Raw genomic sequence first — 18282 nt, forward strand, 5'->3', positions numbered from 1 at the left:
AAATATCCATCGGCACTCGTTGTAAGGAGTGAGTGAAGATCATTTGTCTGCTCCATCGCAGTATATAGCGTACTTATATCGCTCGTTCAACTACAGTATCACCATGGATTAGATAACAAAGGAGACTGACCATTCATGACCTGGCACATTAAGCACTTTAACGAATTGACCACAATTGAGCTATACCGCATTTTACAAGAACGCACCAACATTTTTGTCGTAGAGCAAAATTGTCCCTACCCTGAAGTCGATGGCAAAGACCTGAACTGCTATCATCTGTATCGGTTGGAAAATGAGCAAATCACAGCATACGCGCGCCTTCTGCCTGCGGGTATCGCCTACACACAGGCATCGATCGGTAGAGTGATTGTGCCTGCGACACATCGTGGCAAAGGTTATGCTGGCGAGCTATTTGCGCGTGCAATCAACTTTATCCAGCAGGAGCTAGGAGAAACCGAAATCAAGATTCAAGCGCAGGAATATCTGTGTCCATTTTACGGCTCATACGGTTTTGAAGCGATCTCCGAATCTTATCTGGAGGATGGCATTCCACACGTTGACATGCTGCTGAACCAACGTTTAGAGCCGCTCGGTGTATCTTGATGGCACGACCGCTAACAATGACAGCTGCATAAATATTAAAAAAAGGTGTCCGCGCATTTCAGCTGGACACCTTTTTGCCATGTTAAATATAACGTTTTCGATATCGTCACATCTGTAAATGTAAACATACAGATTGGGCTGGTGAGATTTGGACAAAATAGCTAAAAATTAAAATTGGAAATTCGTAACTGGCTGGTGTAGAATGGAAAATGTAAAGCGGATCACAGACAAAGTAAGGGGGCATGACCAGCTCGGTATGACTTCCACATGTGCTCAATGTTACGGACAAGTGAATGACGAAAACTGGATATGAGCTCGCTTTTTGAGTGCATCACCCAAATTTCGTGATAATCGGGCTAAAAAACCTAAATTATTCTGTATGCAGGCCAAAGAAAACGTTTTCTTAAAGCAACATCCCGTTTCCTCTTCCATAGTCTTATTTTAGACTATTTTGTGATTAAACAGATAGAGGTATAATTGAAAGTGTTGCAATTCCGTCACAAAAATATTCACAAAAAATTCAAGACGGAGGGAATCCTCGATGACAATCGACGAATCGAACAGACCATCGCTATGGCAATCCTATTACGGGCCCAATTTGGGGTACCTACAGGAGCAGTATGAAAAGTACAAACAAGACCCGAACTCGGTAGACGAGGGTTACCGTGAACTCTTTGAACGTAATGGGGAACCTGTAGCTCCGGCTGCGCCTGTTTCCGGCACGGCAAGTGAGCATGGGACTAGCACTCCGGGGAAAGTAGACACCAATCTATTGAAGAAAGCGGTTGCAGCAGAACGACTGGTATGGAATATCCGTACATACGGACATCTTGCAGCAGATATTGACCCGCTTGGTCTGAGCGCGCCATCTGATGTGCGTTTGCTTGACCCTGAACAGTATGGACTCAGTCAGCGCGATCTATCGCAGCTTCCAGCATCTCTGATCTGGGAAAATGCGCCGGATGAAGCACGTGACGGCTGGGAAGCGATCCAGATTCTACGTAAAAAGTACACTGGGCCGCTCGCTTACGAATTTGCTCATGTTCATGACGAGCAGGAGCGCAACTGGCTGAACCGCCAGGTCGAAACGAATTCGGCTTCTCAGACGCTGACAGACGAGGAACGCCTTGATCTGCTACACCGTCTGGTTGAAGTAGAGCAATTCGAAGAATTTTTGCACAAAACATTTGTCGGACAAAAACGTTTCTCCATTGAAGGAAATGACGCGCTCGTTCCGATGCTGGACACGATCGTGCGTATTGCTGCGCGCGGCGGAGCTCGCCACGTTCTGATGGGCATGGCTCACCGTGGTCGTCTGAACGTACTGGCACATGTACTCAACAAGCCGTACGCGAAAATCTTCTCTGAATTCCATCATTCTCCGAACAAGGACATGATGCCATCTGAAGGCTCTATGGGCATTAACTTCGGTTGGACAGGCGATGTAAAGTACCACTTAGGTGCGCGTTACTCGCTGACAGATGAAGGACAAAGCTATGAAACTCGTCTGACTCTGGCGAACAACCCGAGTCACCTTGAATACGTTAACCCGGTTGTCGAAGGCTTTACACGCGCGGCACAGGATGATCGTAGTGAAAAAGGTTATCCGCGTCAGGATAAGGACAAGGCAGCAGCGATCATCATGCACGGTGACGCAGCATTTGCGGGCGAAGGTATCGTAGCCGAAACATTGAACTTTAACCAGCTGCCGGGCTTCCAAAACGGCGGTACCATTCATATTATCGTTAACAACCGTCTTGGCTTCACGACAGACAGCAAGGACTCCCGTTCCACCCATTATGCCAGTGACCTGGCGAAGGGCTATGAGATTCCGGTTATCCACGTTAATGCGGATGATCCAGAAGCATGTATACGTGCAGCAGAAATGGCAATGCAATATCGTAATCTGTTCAAAAAAGACTTCCTGATCGACCTGATCGGTTATCGCCGTTACGGTCACAACGAAGCCGATGATCCAGAAACAACACAGCCGCTCATGTACGGCAAAGTGAAAAATCATCTGCGTGTTGCTTCTATATACGGCAACCGTCTGGCAGAGCGTAATATCGCTCCTACGGATCAGTATGAGAAATACAAAAATGAAATACAGGATCAGATGAAAACGACCTATGACGAAGTGAAACGTGATGAGACGCAATCGACATTTGGTCCAGTGAATCCTGCTGGTGAAGGAGCAGCACATGCTTCTAATCAGACTGCTGTTTCGGCAAGCCTGCTGAACAAGATCAATGAAGGATTGCTGGCATGGCCGGAGAACTTCAATGTATATCCGAAGCTGCAACGTATTCTGGAGCGTCGCCGTGGTGCGCTGGAGCCAGAAGGTCGCGTGGATTGGGGTCATGCGGAGACGCTTGCATTTGCAAGTATTCTTGCAGAAGGCAAACCAATCCGTATCACAGGTCAGGACGCAGAGCGTGCTACATTTGCACACCGTAACCTGGTTCTGCATGATGCGAAAACAGGCGAGGCATTCTGCCCACTGCATCGACTGCCAGAAGCCAAAGCATCGTTTGCCATCCATAACAGTCCGCTCTCTGAGGCAGCGGTTATCGGCTTTGAATATGGCTACAATGTGTATGCACCGGAAACGCTTGTGATCTGGGAAGCACAGTACGGCGACTTCGTAAATGCTGGACAGGTGCTGATTGACCAGTTCATCTCTGCGGGTCGTAGCAAATGGACACAAAAATCCAGTCTCGTGATGCTTCTGCCACACGGCTATGAAGGTATGGGACCGGAGCACTCCAGTGCACGTCCAGAGCGCTTCCTGCAACTGGCTGGTGAAGACAACTTCACGATCGCTAACCTGACCTCTGCTTCTCAATATTTCCACCTGCTGCGTCGTCAGGCGCTGAGCACGGAAACGGAAGAAGCGCGTCCACTCGTAGTGATGTCGCCGAAGAGCTTGATCCGTAATCCACGTGTTACGGCACCAGCTTCGGAGCTAAGTGAAGGTAGCTTCCGTCCAATTTTGGAGCAAGCTGGTCTGGGCGGTAACAAGGATGCGGTTGAACGCGTAATCCTTTGCACAGGTAAAGTGGCGATCGATCTGGAAGAGGCACTTGAGAAAGAAAAAGATACGGATTTCTCATGGCTGCACATCATTCGTGTAGAGCAGCTGTATCCGTTCCCGAAAGAAGAAATCAGTAATGTTCTAGCTGGCTTCAAAAATCTGCAACAGGTGATCTGGTTGCAGGAGGAGCCACAGAATATGGGCTACTGGACATATACGGAGCCAAGACTGCGTGCACTCTCAGGCGGAATCGAAGTGAGCTACATCGGCCGTCCGGAGCGTTCCAGCCCGGCAAGTGGTTACCAGCATGTTCATGCTATTGAGCAACAGCGTATCCTGACATCAGCACTCAAACCAAATTCGTTGAAAAACAACATATCCCTGGGGAGGTAAGCAGCTGTGAGCGAAATCAAAGTACCGGAAATGGGCGAATCGATTACTGAAGGAACCGTATCAAAATGGGTAGTTAAAGAAGGAGATACCGTTAGTCAGGGTGACGTTCTGCTGGAACTGGAAACTGACAAGGTCAACCTGGAAATCAGTGCTGAGGAAGACGGTGTGATCGAATCGATCACCCGTCAAGAAGGCGAAACTGTACAGGTGGGTGAATCCGTTGGCGTGATCGGCGCAGGTAATGGCGCTCCGAAAGCACCTCCAGCTCCACCTGCTAAAGAAGATAAGCCAGCTCCTCCAGCACCTGCTAATGAGCAAGCGCGTGAGCCAAAAACGGATCTGGCTACAGCAGTAGCTGTGAGCAAGCCAGAAACAGGTGACACGATTGCTACGCCAGCAGCACGCAAGCTAGCTCGCGAGCGTGGTATCGATCTGACTGCGGTACAGGGTAACGATCCAATCGGTCGTGTGAAGCATGATGATGTGCGCAAGCATGACGATAAGCCAACTAATCTGGGTGCAGCTCCAAGCAAGCCAGCTCCGCCAAAAGCGCCAGCTGCTGATAGCAACCCTGCGAAGCCGGCTGATCGTGTACCGATGTCCCGTCGTCGTCGTACGATTGCGAATCGTCTCGTTGAGGCGCAACACAATGCAGCGATGCTGACTACATTCAATGAAGTGGATATGACAGCGATCCTCGACGTGCGTAAACGCCGTAAGGATAAATTCAAAGAGAAGCATGATGTAGGTCTCGGCTTTATGTCCTTCTTTACGAAAGCTGTTGTCGGTGCACTCAAAGCGTATCCGATGGTCAACGCTGAAATCGATGGCGATGATGTAATCATCAAAAAATACTATGATATCGGTATCGCTGTATCTGCGAAGGAAGGTCTGGTTGTACCAGTCGTACGCGATGCAGATCGCCTTGGTTTTGCCGGTATTGAAAAAGAGATCGCCAGCCTGGCATCTAAAGCTCGCAACAACAGTCTTGCTCTGTCGGAACTGCAAGGGGGTACATTTACAATCACTAACGGTGGTGTATTTGGTTCCCTGCTGTCCACACCAATCCTGAACGCACCACAGGTCGGTATCCTGGGTATGCACAAAATCCAGGTTCGCCCCGTAGCGATCGACGATGTACGTATGGAAAACCGTCCGATGATGTACATTGCACTGTCCTACGATCACCGTATTATTGATGGCAGCGAAGCGGTAAGCTTCCTGGTAAAAGTAAAAGAATTGCTCGAAGATCCAGAAACACTGCTGATCGAGGGCTAATCGCTTGGTACCCAAGCCTTGGATTCTACAATCAAGGGCATAACATCACAAAAGAGCCTCTCCTATTTGAAGGAGAGGCTCTTTTTGATATAAGTGGATGGAATTACTTTTACATTTGATTGGATCGTCTACCATGCGTGTAAAGACAGGGAAATAATGCATGGCGACTTTTGCAGGCCATATTTATGAATGTTCACTGCATCAATATGCCTATCAAGAAATAGCGAACAGAATGTGTAGCATTAGGTTCATCTGTATCTTAACGATATGAATGATTAGAGCGTTAAGTTACTTTTTGTTGACAGGCGGCTGTTGCTGTTGATTGGCTCGTCTTTGTCGTGCTAGTTGATTCGATTCTTGATTTAGTGATTTAAGCAGACTGACCGCCATCATGATAATAACAAATGAGAATGGGAGAGCGGCGACAATCATCGTATTTTGTAGAGCCTGTAATCCACCGGAATAGAGTAGAACAAGCGCAATAGCAGTTAGCAATAAACCCCAGATCACTTTCAGCAGGTTACTTGGATTTTGCGAACCATTTGTCGTCATCATACCAAGTACGAAGGTACCGGAATCGGCTGAGGTGATGAAGAAAATAGCAATCAATCCAATTGCCAGTAGTGAAATGGCAGAAGCAAATGGGAAGGTCGATAGCATCCCGAACAGCGATTGCTCTGTTGTGAGCGCAGAGATCAGCTTAGTGCCGCTACGCTCCAAGGCAATTGCCGAGCCACCAAATACAGCGAACCAGATAAAGCTAATAATTGAAGGCGCTAGCAGTACATAGGCGACGAATTCACGAATGGTACGACCTTTGGATACACGAGCGATAAAGATGCCGACAAACGGCGACCACGCAATCCACCAGGCCCAGTAAAAGATCGTCCACGTATTAATCCATTCACGATTTTCCGAATTGAGTGGAGCTAGACGGAAGCTCATATTAATGAAGTTTTGCAGATATTTACCGATTGTATCCGTGAACAGATTTAGTGTAAACAATGTAGGCCCTAAAATAAATACCAGCAACAGCAACGCGCCTGCTAGAATCATATTCACATTACTGAGAATACGAATCCCTTTGTCCAGACCACTGAGTGCGGAGCCGAGGAAAAGAACGGTTACGATAATAATAATAATGAACTGACTTACAAAGCTGGATGGCATACCATACAGGAATGACAAGCCTCCATTAATTTGTACAGCACCAAAGCCGAGTGAGGTCGATACCCCGATAACAGTAGCAAGAACCGCGACAATATCAATCGCTTTGCCGAATTTACCTGTAGCATATTTGCCTAAAATAGGTTTGAGTGTAGCGCTGATCAAGCCGGGATTACCATGTCGGAACATAAAATAGGCGAGTGATAATCCCACTAAACCATATACCGCCCATGCATGAATGCCCCAGTGGAAAAAGGTATACTGCATCGCGTCACGAACCGCTGCACTTGTGCCCGTTTCACCAGTAGGCGATTGTAGTGCATAGTGGCTGATTGGCTCGGCAGTTCCGTAGAAGACCAGACCAATACCGACACCCGCACTGAACAGCATAGCAACCCAGGTTGGGCGAGAAAACTCCGGTTTATCCTCTGGTTTGCCCAGCTTGATCTTACCGACCGGGCTAACCATTAGATACAGACAGATTGCCACAAAAGCGGTGACAATAATCAGGTAATACCAGCCAAATGTATTCGTAATAAAACCTTCGGTATTGGCAGTTACATTCTCAAAAGATTGCGGTGCGACGACACCAACGATAACAAATAGTAGCAAAATAATTGCAGATACATAAAATACACTTGTTGTTTGCTTCATAGGCTATAAACAGCTCCTTGTCTTGATTGTCATGCAGTACATAGTCAGACAGCTAACTGCATGTAGGTCTAGTGTTAGTCATACAGATACATATAAAGTTGGATGAGTGTCTGTTCTCAAGTATACTGTTCATAGGTAAATATAATGCTGAATCGATGCTTAAAGGCGCGGGTTCCAGTATAACGAAATCAGCAAATGATTGCAAAAATAATGATACAATAAGTATTTTTGGTATAAATATGAAATTATAGAATATAATATAATATGAATTAAAGCGACTTTTACCTGTTGTTTCCAGAAGCAATAAAAAGCGATACTATTAAATAAGCTGCTATGCGTTATAATAAACATGCTATGAAATGTTTTACATTAAAATGGATCATATACTTGCATACCAACCAGTGAGGAGGCTACATACATGCTAATCGAAGAAAGAAGCTACAATATTAAAGGACTGGAATATACAATTCGTTGTGCCAAACCAGAAGATGCACATAGCCTGGCAGAAGTACGCCTGCAAATTGATGGAGAGACTGAGAATCTGGATCGTCGCCGTGGAGAGGCATATTTGGAGCCAGAAGGCTTTGAAGCGCTGATTAAAGCGGATACAGAAAAGGAAACGAATCTATTTCTCGTAGCAGAAGCGAATGATCGCATTGTTGGCTATTCACGCTGCGAGGGCAGTCCGCTAAGTCGGATGGCGCATAAGGTTGAATTCAGCGTTGGTATTATTAAGGATTACTGGGGACATGGCATCGGTCGTCAGCTGCTAGATCATTCAGTTGCCTGGGCAGATGAGACAGGCATTCAGAAAATGACGCTCCAGGTGATCGAGACGAACATCAAAGCGATCGATATGTATAAAAAGGTAGGCTTTGAGATTGAAGGTGTGCTCAAGCGTGACCGCCTGCTTGCTGATGGCAATTATTATAATACGATTGTGATGGGACGCTTCCGTCTGTAATTTCTAACTGTAATTTCTAATTAAAAATTAGGCTGTGGATTCTACCTGTACGGGAATTGAGCTGTAGTCGAATGATCCCGTGCCGATAAGATTAGGATAAGATATCTTGCAAATTTGGATATATAAATGGGAATGCGATTTGTACATTTTGGATAAGGGCAGTCTTTTGATGTCAGTAAACGATACAGTCTCGGATGTATTATTGTGCTTGTATGCCAGGTGTTCACAATTGCTTTCAAATGCGAAATAATCTGTTGATGAGATTGACAATCTTTGCTGGATGTTAATAATTTTGTGTTGATTTTAAATCTTTCTTGGCAGTTTGTAAGCGGTTATCACTTCATGAATCCGTCTGTATGCTCTTCGCATAACAGGCGGATTTTTTGTGTTGAGATCCATTCTGCTCCAGTTTGGGTGATAATGAGCGGACTGGTAACTGCGATTAGATGGCAAGCAAGCGGGGTATATGAAAATAGACACAGGTGTAAATCGATACACATGAATCGGCTAGCAAATAAATGAGACTGGACGATGCGATTCGTAATAGAAGGTCACTATTTGATCCAGCTTGTTACAGATTTGCTCGTGTGATTTACCCTAATCAAGCAAGAAGGCTTGGACTAATGATAGGAGTGAAGGCAATGAGTACAATTCAAAATGATGAAGCAAGTCGGCGGGCTTTTTTACGCAAAGTCATTCTCATATCGACGCTGGGTGGCTTGTTATTCGGTTATGATACCGGAGTGATCAACGGGGCGTTGCCATTCATGTCGGCAGCAGATCAGCTCAATCTGAATTCGTTGACTGAAGGTATGGTTACCAGCTCGCTGCTGCTTGGTGCAGCATTTGGTGCGGTGCTCGGTGGACGTCTATCTGACCGGATCGGTCGAAGACAAAGTATTCGCTACCTATCGATTTTATTCTTTTGTGCGACAATTGGTTCGGCGCTCGCGCCTAATGTACCGTTTATGGTCGCTTGTCGCTTTGTTCTAGGTCTGGCAGTAGGTGGTGCATCGGTTACCGTACCTTCTTATCTCGCAGAGATTGCGCCAGCACAGAAGCGCGGCGGTATCGTCACACGTAATGAGCTTATGATCGTAAGTGGTCAGCTGCTCGCTTTTGTATTCAATGCGATTCTGGGTACAACGCTAGGTCATAATGGTCATATCTGGCGCTATATGTTAGCGATGGCAGCGATCCCGGCAGTATTTCTGTTTATCGGTATGTTCCGTGTACCGGAAAGTCCGCGTTGGCTCGTAGCGAATCAAGAAAATAAACGTGCTTTTCGTGTATTGCAACGTATGCGCAGTAAAAAGCAGGCTACGCGCGAGCTGGAGGAAATTAAGGAAAACACGGAAACCGAGGAGGAAGTCGAACAGGCAAGCTTCCGCGATATGGCAACACCATGGATTCGTCGTATCGTTTTGATCGGAATCGGAATTGGTGTTGTGCAGCAGATTACTGGTGTGAACTCGATTATGTATTACGGTACAGAAATCTTGCGTCAATCCGGTTTTGGTACGAATGCGGCACTGATCGGTAATATTGCCAATGGTGTCATTTCGGTGGCAGCGACATTCTTCGGTATGTGGTTGGTCGGTCGTGTTGGTCGCCGCCCTATGCTGATTACAGGGCTGGCAGGAACGACAACAGTATTGCTGCTGATTGCTATTTTCTCGAATATGCTAGCTGGGACAGCGGCATTGCCGTATGTGATTCTGGGCTTGACTGTTACCTTCCTTGCCTTCCAGCAGGGGGCCGTATCGCCAGTAACGTGGTTGATGCTATCTGAAATTTTCCCGCTGCGACTACGTGGATTTGGGATGGGAATCAGTGTATTTTGTAGCTGGATGGTCAATTTCTCGGTTGGACTATTGTTCCCAATTATGACAGGTAGCATTGGCTTGTCGATGACCTTTTATGTATTTGTGGCACTTGGCGTGGTTGCGCTGGTGTTTGTACTGAAGTTCTTGCCGGAGACGAGAGGGCTTACACTGGAGCAGGTGGAGCAGAAGTTTCGTGAGTTTGGCAAGAAGCTTACAGGGGCTGGGCGTGAGTCGAAAGGTGGCACGGCTGCGTTGAAATAATCTCCTTGTATGTACTGTACGGGGAGCTTTATAGACAGCTGGTGAGCTGAACGGTTATAACGTTTACATTGTGGTGTTCTGGTGGTATCTGGGGTATCTGGTGGCATCCACTCCAAAAAGCAATAAGGGCACGGACTCGGGTGGAGTAGCAAATCTACGAATGTGGAAGAAATGTAGATTTCCTACTCCAAAGTCGTCCGTCGCCCTTATTTGCTTTTTTCCGTTAGGTGCTGGGAGTGTATGGGGCTGGATTTAGGTGAAAAGATAGGTGGTGGAGGTAATTTATGATGGATTGTAGGTTTATGAGGTGTATGATTTTATGCGATGAATTTATTGAAGCTTAAGATAGGAGGGTGGAGCGATGCTATAGAATAAGGGGGTTTGCGAATTTGATAAGCTCTGCAAATCCCGTAGACCCTATGAATCCCAAGAACCTCAAGAACCTCAAGAACCTCATATACCTCCTGAACTTCGTAAACCCCGTAAACCCCGTAAACCCCGTAAACCCCGTAAACCCCGTAAACCCCGTAAACCCCGTAAACCCCGTAAACCCCGTAAACCCCGTAAACCCCGTAAACCCCGTAAACCCCGTAAACCCTATACTTACTACTTTATACCTCTCGAAATAATTATTTCATTATATGAAAAATTCATAATAGAAATACAGATAATTTACTAGTTACAGAGCCTATAAATCTCCATATTCGTATCTAGTTTATCAAGCTGATATAATGGAAAAAGGGTAAAACCTTGCACGATGAAGGTAGGATTTACTCTAATCTCACGGGTTTTAAATGCATCTCTGAGGCTTTTTACAAGTAAGCAGTACAAGGATTTCAATCAAAGAAGTGGAGGTGATTGGAGGGGAGAGTAAAAGTGATGGGATGCTAGTAACAAGTGAAGTATATTTTTATACTTTTTAGATGTAAAGCTTTGCCTTGAACTCGGATGCTTTGGCTTAGATGTTGATCATTCGCTGTTAGTGAAACGAGTACATTAGAAATATAGTAGAAGTGATGATATTAGTGCGCAATAATAGCATGAATTTAGAGTAGAAGACCGGATTATGATATACATAGTTTACAGAATATCAACCATTATCGCATGGAAAAGGTGTATAGTTATAGTCATTTGAAGCTCGTTTTCAGGTTGAATTTCAGGTTAGAGAGATTTGTTTATGAGCTTATCTGTGAGTAGGCTTTAGTGGGAAATGAAGATTTTTAATGCGTATTAGTGATAGAGACTTGTGAGTCGTATTTTATGAAATATTTGGCTCGATTAGAGAGGTATACGGGGAATACACGAATGGATTTGGAAAGCGTGATCATCTGCATTTTATCTTTGATATAGGAGAAATAGGCAAATTATGAAGCAGGGAGACAAATTTAGTTGGCATCATCGTAAGCAAAGTGCCTCTGCTGTACATGCGGAGGAGAGGGAGCGGTATGATGCTGCTGCGCTTACAGCAGATGAAGTTGTTATTAGTCGGGCTGGTACTTCTGCAACGTATACTGAAACGACCTTTAGAAAAACGGTTTTTAGCAAGCAACGATTAGGTTATGGGCTTGCTGTTCTTGTGACGATTGTGCTGGGGTTAGCTTCACGCCGCTATGCAAATGCGTTGCCGCCATTCGTTGCTGACCATGCAGGAGATATGCTGTGGGCGATGATGGTGTACTGGGGATGTAGAATGCTACTATATCGCCGTTATGGGATAGCGATACTTGCTGCATTGCTATTTTGCTATGGAATCGAGTTCAGTCAGCTGTATCAGGCAGAATGGATTCGCCAGCTTCGTGATACAACGATTGGAGGGCTGGTGCTTGGGCATGGCTTTCTAGTTGTTGATCTAATTCGATATACCGTAGGTGTAGGGCTTGCTGCTGCGTTGGACTGGCTTGCTCGTTACATGTTACGACAATAAATAATTGAGTGATTGGAGGGTATTATATGTTTTCACCACCATTTGAACCATCTGACTACGCATCCTCGGATGATAACGAATCATCGATTGCACCCGACCCTTCGGAATCATTGCGTCGTGAGCTGGATGGAGAAGCGGAATCCTTTATACTCAAGCTACGAGTTGATCTGTGCTGGGAGCCAGATCATGCGGTAGCTCTGCTCACGCTAATGTACTCTTATATCCATTCGACTGTTGGCGCACAGGTGCTTCATCGGAAAGTAGCTGGCGATATCTGGTTTGTCATTCAATTTATTCGAAATTGGTCTTCTCATGAAGCATTCCGCCGCGCCAATCCGTATCCAGATGAATATTATAATGAGGTGTATGAGCTACTGCATATACTAGGAGACTGGTATTTTACAGGCGAATGTCCATTTACCCATCCCGAATCGGTAATGGAAGAGATTCGTAGCTTGCAGCAGTTTAATGGAAGAGCTTAATAGTTGCTTGATAGCAATGAATCATCGGTAGTCCTCGTATACAAGCTCTAATATACATTTCAGTTCATAGATCGATATATAGACATAAAATAAACGTATGCCTCTATCGATCATGTCTTTAGCAGACGTGTGACCGATAGAGGCGTATTGCGATATACGTATTGGATAAAATACATAGTAACTATTTAACTAAACTTAAATTAAACGTATAAGTTAACTGTGATGAACCTGTAAATAGTCCATCGCATCAACACTACTTATCCTTGCTTTGCCTGCTCCTGAATATCCTGCCAGAGCTGGCTATTCACATACGTGCCCTGTTCTGTGACATCTTCACCAAACCATGAAGGTGCTTGGTACGCGTGGTAATCGGCTTCACTGTCAAACTCAATTTCAATCGTGATCAATCCGTGCTGTACCGTATTATGGTAAATGTCCAGATCGTAGCTACGACCATCCAGCTGAACCTTATGGCGCGTTTTGCGCAGTGGAATCACATGCAGACGTTCAGTTAATTGCTCGTACAGCTCGCGCCCAATCTGAAATTCAGTCTCATCGCGAGAAATTCCTTTTCCAGCCTTGTGAGTCATTGTAAAGCTTTCCTCACCATTGCTCAGCAAGCGGCGTACACGTAATGATTCATGATCGGTAGAGGCGAGATAGGTCTGATCAATCTCCTGTGTGCGAGTAATGACCAGATCGTCAGGAAGGTGAGAGAGCAGATATTTACATTCGATTTCTTTAGCCATAATGGTGGAGCCTCCTGAATGATGGGATATAGCCAATCAGCAATCGTCGCTTGTTACACCTCTCCTGCTGTAATTTTAGAATAGGAAGAATATCAGCGAATGACAGCACGATTGAGTATCAAGCTTGCTTGCTAATTTGCAATACTATTGTGATTACTCCTATAATACTATACATATCGTAGATTTGCAGATCGTACCGATACTATTAACCGCTGAAACCTATACATAGATGAGGTGATCCCATGAGATTAGCAGAAGCATTAATTTTACGTGCAGATGTTCAGAAGCGTTACAATCAGGTCAAATCAAGATTAACTGCAAATGCCAAAGTGCAGGAGGGCGATACGCCACCCGAGAAGCCAGAGGAGCTGCTGCGTGAACTGGAACAGCTACTGAAGGAGCAGGGCTCACTCGTACGCCGTATTAATCGTACTAACTGTGCAGTGGCATTTGATGAGAAACGTACGATTGCCGATGCACTCGCTGATCGAGATATACTGGCGCAGCATCGCCATGCACTGACCGAGCTGATTGAATCCGCAAGTGTACGTCAGGATCGATTCACACGCACAGAGCTTCGTTATGTATCTACTGTTGATATCGCCACACTCCAGCGCCAAGCGGATCAGCTGGCAAAAGAATACCGTGAACTGGATATTCGTTTGCAGGAGCTGAATTGGAGTACCGAATTAGTGGATTGATTATGATCATGAGCTACAGGATCATGATCGATTAGATAGACGGATTGCATATGATCCATTAAACCAAAAACTGAACGAGCAACTCTATACTCTCTGTCAGCAGGTAATGATCTCATGAAGCGAGCACGAACCGCCAACTGGTTAAGTTGGACTTGCGGTAAGGATGAGGGGCCATCCTGAGGTTCAATTCCTCATGTACAATTTTGCCTTGTAAAGTGACAAATGTACATCTTACACATAACGATTTACTACCGTGTGCTGGTCATATGATCATGAGGGCGGGTTTGGGGTTTGACAGAGAGTAAGTGGATGAAAGATTGGGGAGTATTAGAGATTTGCTAGCAAGTAGTGTACAATACATAGTAAGATTCATTGAGAACGATTATCAGGAGGTTTATTTATGTCAATATCCGAAACGATTCGCAATCGCCGTTCGATCGGTAAAGTGAAGCCCGATCCGATTTCTCGTACGCATATCGAACAAATTCTAGAAGCAGGCATCTGGGCGCCTAACCATCGCCTGACAGAGCCGTGGAAATTTTTTGTGCTGGAAGGCGATGGACGCTATAAGCTGGGCGATGCACTGGCTAATGTTGCACGTGCCGAAGGCGCAGATGAAGACAAAGCAGCCTCCGCGCGCAGTAAAGTGGAGCGTGCGCCTGTCATTATTGCCGTCGCTGTCGAGCCTGTCGATAACTCGAAGGTGATTGAGCTTGAAGAATACGGTGCTGTATTCGCAGCGATTCAAAATATGCTGTTAGAGATTCATGAGCTCGGGCTTGGCGCAGTCTGGAGAAGTGGTGAGCCTTGCTACCATGTAGAAATGAACAAAGCCTTCGGTCTTAGCGAAAAAGGCAAAATGCTCGGCTTTATCTATCTAGGTGTTCCTGAACGTACCGATCAGACGAGCAAACGTACACCATTTGCTGAGAAAACAGAATGGATTACGACGTATCCAACAACAAGTAATTAATCGTTACTTTTGATCGGTCGCAATGATTTTTGACCAATAACAATGATCTTCGATCAATCACAATAATCATAGAAGCAACACGTTAGAAAGTAATGCAGGAGGTGAATGTATGGCATTATACGCTCCCGTTTGTCCTTGCTGTCAGCATGTATTCACCAAGCAGGAAGCCCGTATGCTCACCAAAGCAAGTGCTCGTGACGATGGCTTTTGTCCAGCATGCTATGCAGAGCTGTATCCGACGAGAGGCTCACGTGCTATCGTTTCCGGTATATCTCTGGCTGTAGGGTTGCTAGTGCTTACGATCTGCCTGTGGAATGGAGGAACGCTGGCTACCATCGGTGTACTAATTGCTGTTGCCGTTCAGCTCGTTGTCAATTATACGCTTCGACCACTATTCTATTCCTATCAAGCGTATGACGAACCGTTATTCAAGCTGTAGTAGTACGAATGATAGACAATACGAATCAAGCCCGACTTAGAAAATATCACCAAAAGCAGTATGTTGCGCAGACATAGACCGTCTGTGGCAACAGCTGCTTTTTATTTGGTACGAATAACAATTTGACACACAATCGTCTAAAAGAACGATATACATCGCTATGCTACGTAACACTTCTGACAAAAACACGGTTAACCCTGCCCTCCGTTTGTGGTAAGATGGGACACGACCACAAATCAAGGAAAACGGAGACTATATCATGACACATAAATCCAGCTCCAATTCGGGGAGCTCTCAACCAGGCCGTAAGCGAGGGCGCGATCAAGCGACATCGTCACATGCAAAGCCTCGTACTGCAAAGTCCGGCTCACGCCAAGAACATTCATCCACTCATCGTTCCGCAGGCTCTCAGAGCAAGTCGGATTCCTATACGTCTAAAAAACAGCACGCTAAAGGTGCATCCCATGCTGGAGCGCCATCTAACCGTTCTGCCGAAGCGAAACGAACACAATCTGGCACAACGCAGCAGAAGTCTACCAATGCAAGTACGTCACGTCATAAAACAGACTTCCAATCGTCACAACCAAAGTCTGGACATTCGGCAAGCCATAAGCCCAATAACTACAAAGCACGTCAATCCTCCCCATCCAAGCGTCCCACAAAGTCTGCTCCTGCACGCGATCATGCGGAAGAACTGCAAGTGGGCGATCCGATTATCGTAACGATCAAGCGTCTGGGGATTAACGGAGAAGGTGTAGGCTATTATCGCCGCAAAGCCGTCTTCATCGACGGTGCATTACCTGGTGAAGTGATCAAGGCTAATGTAACTGAGGTTCAGCACAAATTTATCAAAGCCACAATTCGCGAGCTTGAAAAGAAATCACCACAGCGTATTGAGCCGCCTTGTCCGGTATTCGACGTGTGTGGTGGCTGTCAGATTCAGCATATTTCCTATGAAGGACAGCTACAGGCGAAAACAGATATCGTACGCGAAGCCTTTGCACGCTATACGGAGCTGGATGCGGTGAAGATCAAGCCGATGCTCGGTATGGAGCACCCATGGGCATATCGGAATAAAGCCCAGTTACAGCTAGATCGTGAAGGAAACGGTGCTGTGATCGCTGGACTGTATGAGATGAACAGCCATCGGATCGTCGATATTAGCGGCTGCCCCATCCAGCATCCACAGGTGAATAGCACCATCGAAACGGTTAAAACCGTGCTTCAAGAGCTGAACATTCCTCTCTATACGGATAAAGAAGCTCGCGATGGTGTGAAAACGGTCGTTGTACGTTACGGCTTCCAGTCGAACGAGCTACAAATCACGCTGATCACCACATCAAGCCAGCTTCCACGTCAGGAAGAATTGATCGAACGTCTGCGTGCCGCACTGCCAGATCTGTCCGGCATTGCGATGAATATCAATACCAAGCGCACCTCGCTTATTTTCGGCGAGCATACGACTACGCTATGGGGAAAAGAAGCTATGGTCGAGTCGCTGGGTGATCTGGAATTTGCCCTGTCCCCAAGAGCGTTCTTCCAGCTGAATCCGCAGCAGACGATCAAGCTATACGAATCGGTTCGTGCGGCTGCCGCATTAACAGGTAAAGAAACGGTGATCGATGCTTATTGTGGAACAGGTACGATCGGTCTGTGGCTCGCGCCGTATGCGAAGGAGGTACATGGTATCGAGACGATCGCAGAGGCAGCGGAGGATGCCACTCGGAATGCAGCACGTAATGGACGGACAAATGCGACATTCCATGTAGGGAAGGCAGAGGAATTATTACCACGCTGGGTGAAAAAAGGCATGAGCCCCGATGTGATCATCGCCGATCCGCCGCGTACCGGCTTGGAGCAGGAATTTCTAAATACCGTACTCAAGACGAAGCCAGATCGTATGGTATATGTATCGTGTAATCCATCGACACTGGCGAAGGATTGTAAGGTGCTACTGGATGGCGGATATGAGGTTCAGTGGGTACAGCCGGTAGATATGTTCCCGCAGACGAGTCATGTGGAGGCAGTGACGTTGTTAGTGCGCAAGAACACTTAAAGTAAGAGAGATATTGACCAAAGAATAAAGAGAGGGGATATACTTCTCTCTTTATTTTAATTAAACAGCTACCTAAATTTAAACGACATAATGATTGTGCTTGAGGATCGATTTTAATGAATAGAGGAATAGCTAATCACATCGTATATGCTATCTAATAAAAGTAAGACTAATTTGAAAGTAAAGAGGAGTCCAGATGATTGATTTTCTGAAAAACAAAGAGATGCACGCATACAATCAGTTGATGGCAGTAGCCGAACGACCTGATTTTTTATTTTCTAATGATAGCAGTCAATATCATGCTGAAGCTAACTACAATATGTATACGATTCAAAAGCTAAACAAACTAATTAAGAATAATAACATTTCGATAACTGAGCTCGAACAGATTTTTAATTTTATTGAACATTCATGGACAGTTTATTTGAGTACATATTTTACATCGAAGTCTTTTATTTTTTATGCGTGGGGAGATTATCAGATTCCTGCTCTTCGGCTGTCTGTCGTTTCGTTTCATGAAGATTTGGAGCTGCCCTTCAGATGTGCGTTAGATAAGACAGATTACTTAGCTCAAGTTATGACTTCGTATTATGAGGAGCTACAGCTTGATCAGAATGTGATAGCTAAAGCAGGCTGCAATGAGATCCAGATAGAAAGCTCCTACCTACTAACTGTGTATTCAAAAGTGATTAGATGCTAGAGTAAGACGTTTTGGCAAGTGAATGCATAGCAGAGGTAGCTATGATTAGACATAACAAAAGGGGCTTATCGCCCCCTA

At 45.6% G+C, this 18282-nt stretch carries 15 protein-coding genes; 13 read left to right on the forward strand and 2 right to left on the reverse strand.

Translation table 11 applies throughout. The features are described 5' to 3' along the window. Positions 1-135 precede the first annotated feature (135 nt). From IEX62_RS17235 to odhB, 3 genes are all read left to right on the forward strand, one after another. Positions 136-603, forward strand: coding sequence for a GNAT family N-acetyltransferase (locus IEX62_RS17235; RefSeq protein WP_188776768.1), 468 nt, complete (start codon positions 136-138; stop codon positions 601-603). A gap of 541 nt (positions 604-1144) precedes the next feature. Further along, the gene (locus IEX62_RS17240) at positions 1145-4030 is read left to right on the forward strand and encodes a 2-oxoglutarate dehydrogenase E1 component (RefSeq protein WP_188776769.1); all 2886 of its coding nucleotides are present in this window, start codon (positions 1145-1147) and stop codon (positions 4028-4030) included. A gap of 6 nt (positions 4031-4036) precedes the next feature. Continuing rightward, positions 4037-5308, forward strand: coding sequence for a 2-oxoglutarate dehydrogenase complex dihydrolipoyllysine-residue succinyltransferase (gene odhB, locus IEX62_RS17245; protein WP_188776770.1), 1272 nt, complete (start codon positions 4037-4039; stop codon positions 5306-5308). 288 nt (positions 5309-5596) lie between these two features. On the opposite strand, the gene IEX62_RS17250 is transcribed toward odhB, so the two are convergent. After that, positions 5597-7129, reverse strand: a complete 1533-nt coding sequence (locus IEX62_RS17250) for a glycine betaine uptake BCCT transporter (protein WP_188776771.1) — start codon at positions 7127-7129, stop codon at positions 5597-5599. Between the two features lie 418 nt (positions 7130-7547). On the opposite strand from IEX62_RS17250, the gene IEX62_RS17255 reads away from it, so the two are divergent. From IEX62_RS17255 to IEX62_RS17275, 5 genes are all read left to right on the forward strand, one after another. Beyond that, entirely contained in the window at positions 7548-8093 is a 546-nt protein-coding gene (locus IEX62_RS17255; RefSeq protein ID WP_188776772.1) for a GNAT family N-acetyltransferase, read from the forward strand. 641 nt (positions 8094-8734) lie between these two features. After that, complete coding sequence (locus IEX62_RS17260) at positions 8735-10180, forward strand: sugar porter family MFS transporter (RefSeq protein ID WP_188776773.1); 1446 nt, start codon at positions 8735-8737, stop codon at positions 10178-10180. Positions 10181-10569: 389 nt separating this feature from the next. Next, complete coding sequence (locus IEX62_RS23850) at positions 10570-10809, forward strand: hypothetical protein (protein ID WP_229685875.1); 240 nt, start codon at positions 10570-10572, stop codon at positions 10807-10809. A gap of 737 nt (positions 10810-11546) precedes the next feature. After that, positions 11547-12104, forward strand: a complete 558-nt coding sequence (locus IEX62_RS24050) for a ribosomal maturation YjgA family protein (RefSeq protein WP_188776774.1) — start codon at positions 11547-11549, stop codon at positions 12102-12104. A gap of 26 nt (positions 12105-12130) precedes the next feature. Next, positions 12131-12586 carry a hypothetical protein gene (locus tag IEX62_RS17275; RefSeq protein ID WP_188776775.1) on the forward strand — a complete coding sequence of 152 codons (456 nt, stop codon included), beginning with the start codon at positions 12131-12133 and terminating at the stop codon, positions 12584-12586. 257 nt (positions 12587-12843) lie between these two features. Here IEX62_RS17275 and IEX62_RS17280 read toward each other — a convergent pair whose 3' ends face one another. Beyond that, complete coding sequence (locus IEX62_RS17280; RefSeq protein WP_188776776.1) at positions 12844-13335, reverse strand: CYTH domain-containing protein; 492 nt, start codon at positions 13333-13335, stop codon at positions 12844-12846. A gap of 242 nt (positions 13336-13577) precedes the next feature. Between IEX62_RS17280 and IEX62_RS17285 the strand changes: the two genes are divergently transcribed. The 5 genes from IEX62_RS17285 to IEX62_RS17305 all read left to right on the forward strand — a co-directional run bounded on the left by IEX62_RS17285 (position 13578) and on the right by IEX62_RS17305 (position 18204). After that, positions 13578-14036: a DIP1984 family protein gene (locus IEX62_RS17285; protein WP_188776777.1), complete on the forward strand. Its 459-nt coding sequence runs from the start codon at positions 13578-13580 to the stop codon at positions 14034-14036. Positions 14037-14436: 400 nt separating this feature from the next. Continuing rightward, positions 14437-15009 (forward strand): nitroreductase family protein, encoded by a 573-nt coding sequence (locus IEX62_RS17290; RefSeq protein ID WP_188776778.1) that lies wholly within the window; start codon positions 14437-14439, stop codon positions 15007-15009. Positions 15010-15118: 109 nt separating this feature from the next. Beyond that, positions 15119-15448, forward strand: a complete 330-nt coding sequence (locus tag IEX62_RS17295; RefSeq protein ID WP_188776779.1) for a GtrA domain-containing protein — start codon at positions 15119-15121, stop codon at positions 15446-15448. Between the two features lie 259 nt (positions 15449-15707). After that, positions 15708-17504 carry a 23S rRNA (uracil(1939)-C(5))-methyltransferase RlmD gene (rlmD, locus tag IEX62_RS17300; RefSeq protein WP_188776780.1) on the forward strand — a complete coding sequence of 599 codons (1797 nt, stop codon included), beginning with the start codon at positions 15708-15710 and terminating at the stop codon, positions 17502-17504. Positions 17505-17700: 196 nt separating this feature from the next. Continuing rightward, a complete protein-coding gene (locus IEX62_RS17305) occupies positions 17701-18204 on the forward strand; it encodes a hypothetical protein (protein WP_188776781.1) in 504 nt (167 codons plus the stop codon). Positions 18205-18282: the final 78 nt, after the last annotated feature.

Origin of the sequence: Paenibacillus hunanensis, from assembly GCF_014645615.1 — a bacterium.
Classification (GTDB): Bacteria; Bacillota; Bacilli; order Paenibacillales; family Paenibacillaceae; genus Saccharibacillus; species Saccharibacillus hunanensis.

What these genes read in the sequence shown, in the direction of transcription:
- IEX62_RS17235 (WP_188776768.1), top strand. Translation starts at nt 136, where the DNA reads ATGACCTGGCACATTAAGCACTTTAACGAATTGACCACAATTGAGCTA.
- IEX62_RS17240 (WP_188776769.1), top strand. Translation starts at nt 1,145, where the DNA reads ATGACAATCGACGAATCGAACAGACCATCGCTATGGCAATCCTATTAC.
- IEX62_RS17250 (WP_188776771.1), bottom strand. Translation starts at nt 7,129, where the DNA reads ATGAAGCAAACAACAAGTGTATTTTATGTATCTGCAATTATTTTGCTA.
- IEX62_RS17255 (WP_188776772.1), top strand. Translation starts at nt 7,548, where the DNA reads ATGCTAATCGAAGAAAGAAGCTACAATATTAAAGGACTGGAATATACA.
- IEX62_RS17260 (WP_188776773.1), top strand. Translation starts at nt 8,735, where the DNA reads ATGAGTACAATTCAAAATGATGAAGCAAGTCGGCGGGCTTTTTTACGC.
- IEX62_RS24050 (WP_188776774.1), top strand. Translation starts at nt 11,547, where the DNA reads ATGAAGCAGGGAGACAAATTTAGTTGGCATCATCGTAAGCAAAGTGCC.
- IEX62_RS17275 (WP_188776775.1), top strand. Translation starts at nt 12,131, where the DNA reads ATGTTTTCACCACCATTTGAACCATCTGACTACGCATCCTCGGATGAT.
- IEX62_RS17280 (WP_188776776.1), bottom strand. Translation starts at nt 13,335, where the DNA reads ATGGCTAAAGAAATCGAATGTAAATATCTGCTCTCTCACCTTCCTGAC.
- IEX62_RS17285 (WP_188776777.1), top strand. Translation starts at nt 13,578, where the DNA reads ATGAGATTAGCAGAAGCATTAATTTTACGTGCAGATGTTCAGAAGCGT.
- IEX62_RS17290 (WP_188776778.1), top strand. Translation starts at nt 14,437, where the DNA reads ATGTCAATATCCGAAACGATTCGCAATCGCCGTTCGATCGGTAAAGTG.
- IEX62_RS17295 (WP_188776779.1), top strand. Translation starts at nt 15,119, where the DNA reads ATGGCATTATACGCTCCCGTTTGTCCTTGCTGTCAGCATGTATTCACC.
- rlmD (WP_188776780.1), top strand. Translation starts at nt 15,708, where the DNA reads ATGACACATAAATCCAGCTCCAATTCGGGGAGCTCTCAACCAGGCCGT.
- IEX62_RS17305 (WP_188776781.1), top strand. Translation starts at nt 17,701, where the DNA reads ATGATTGATTTTCTGAAAAACAAAGAGATGCACGCATACAATCAGTTG.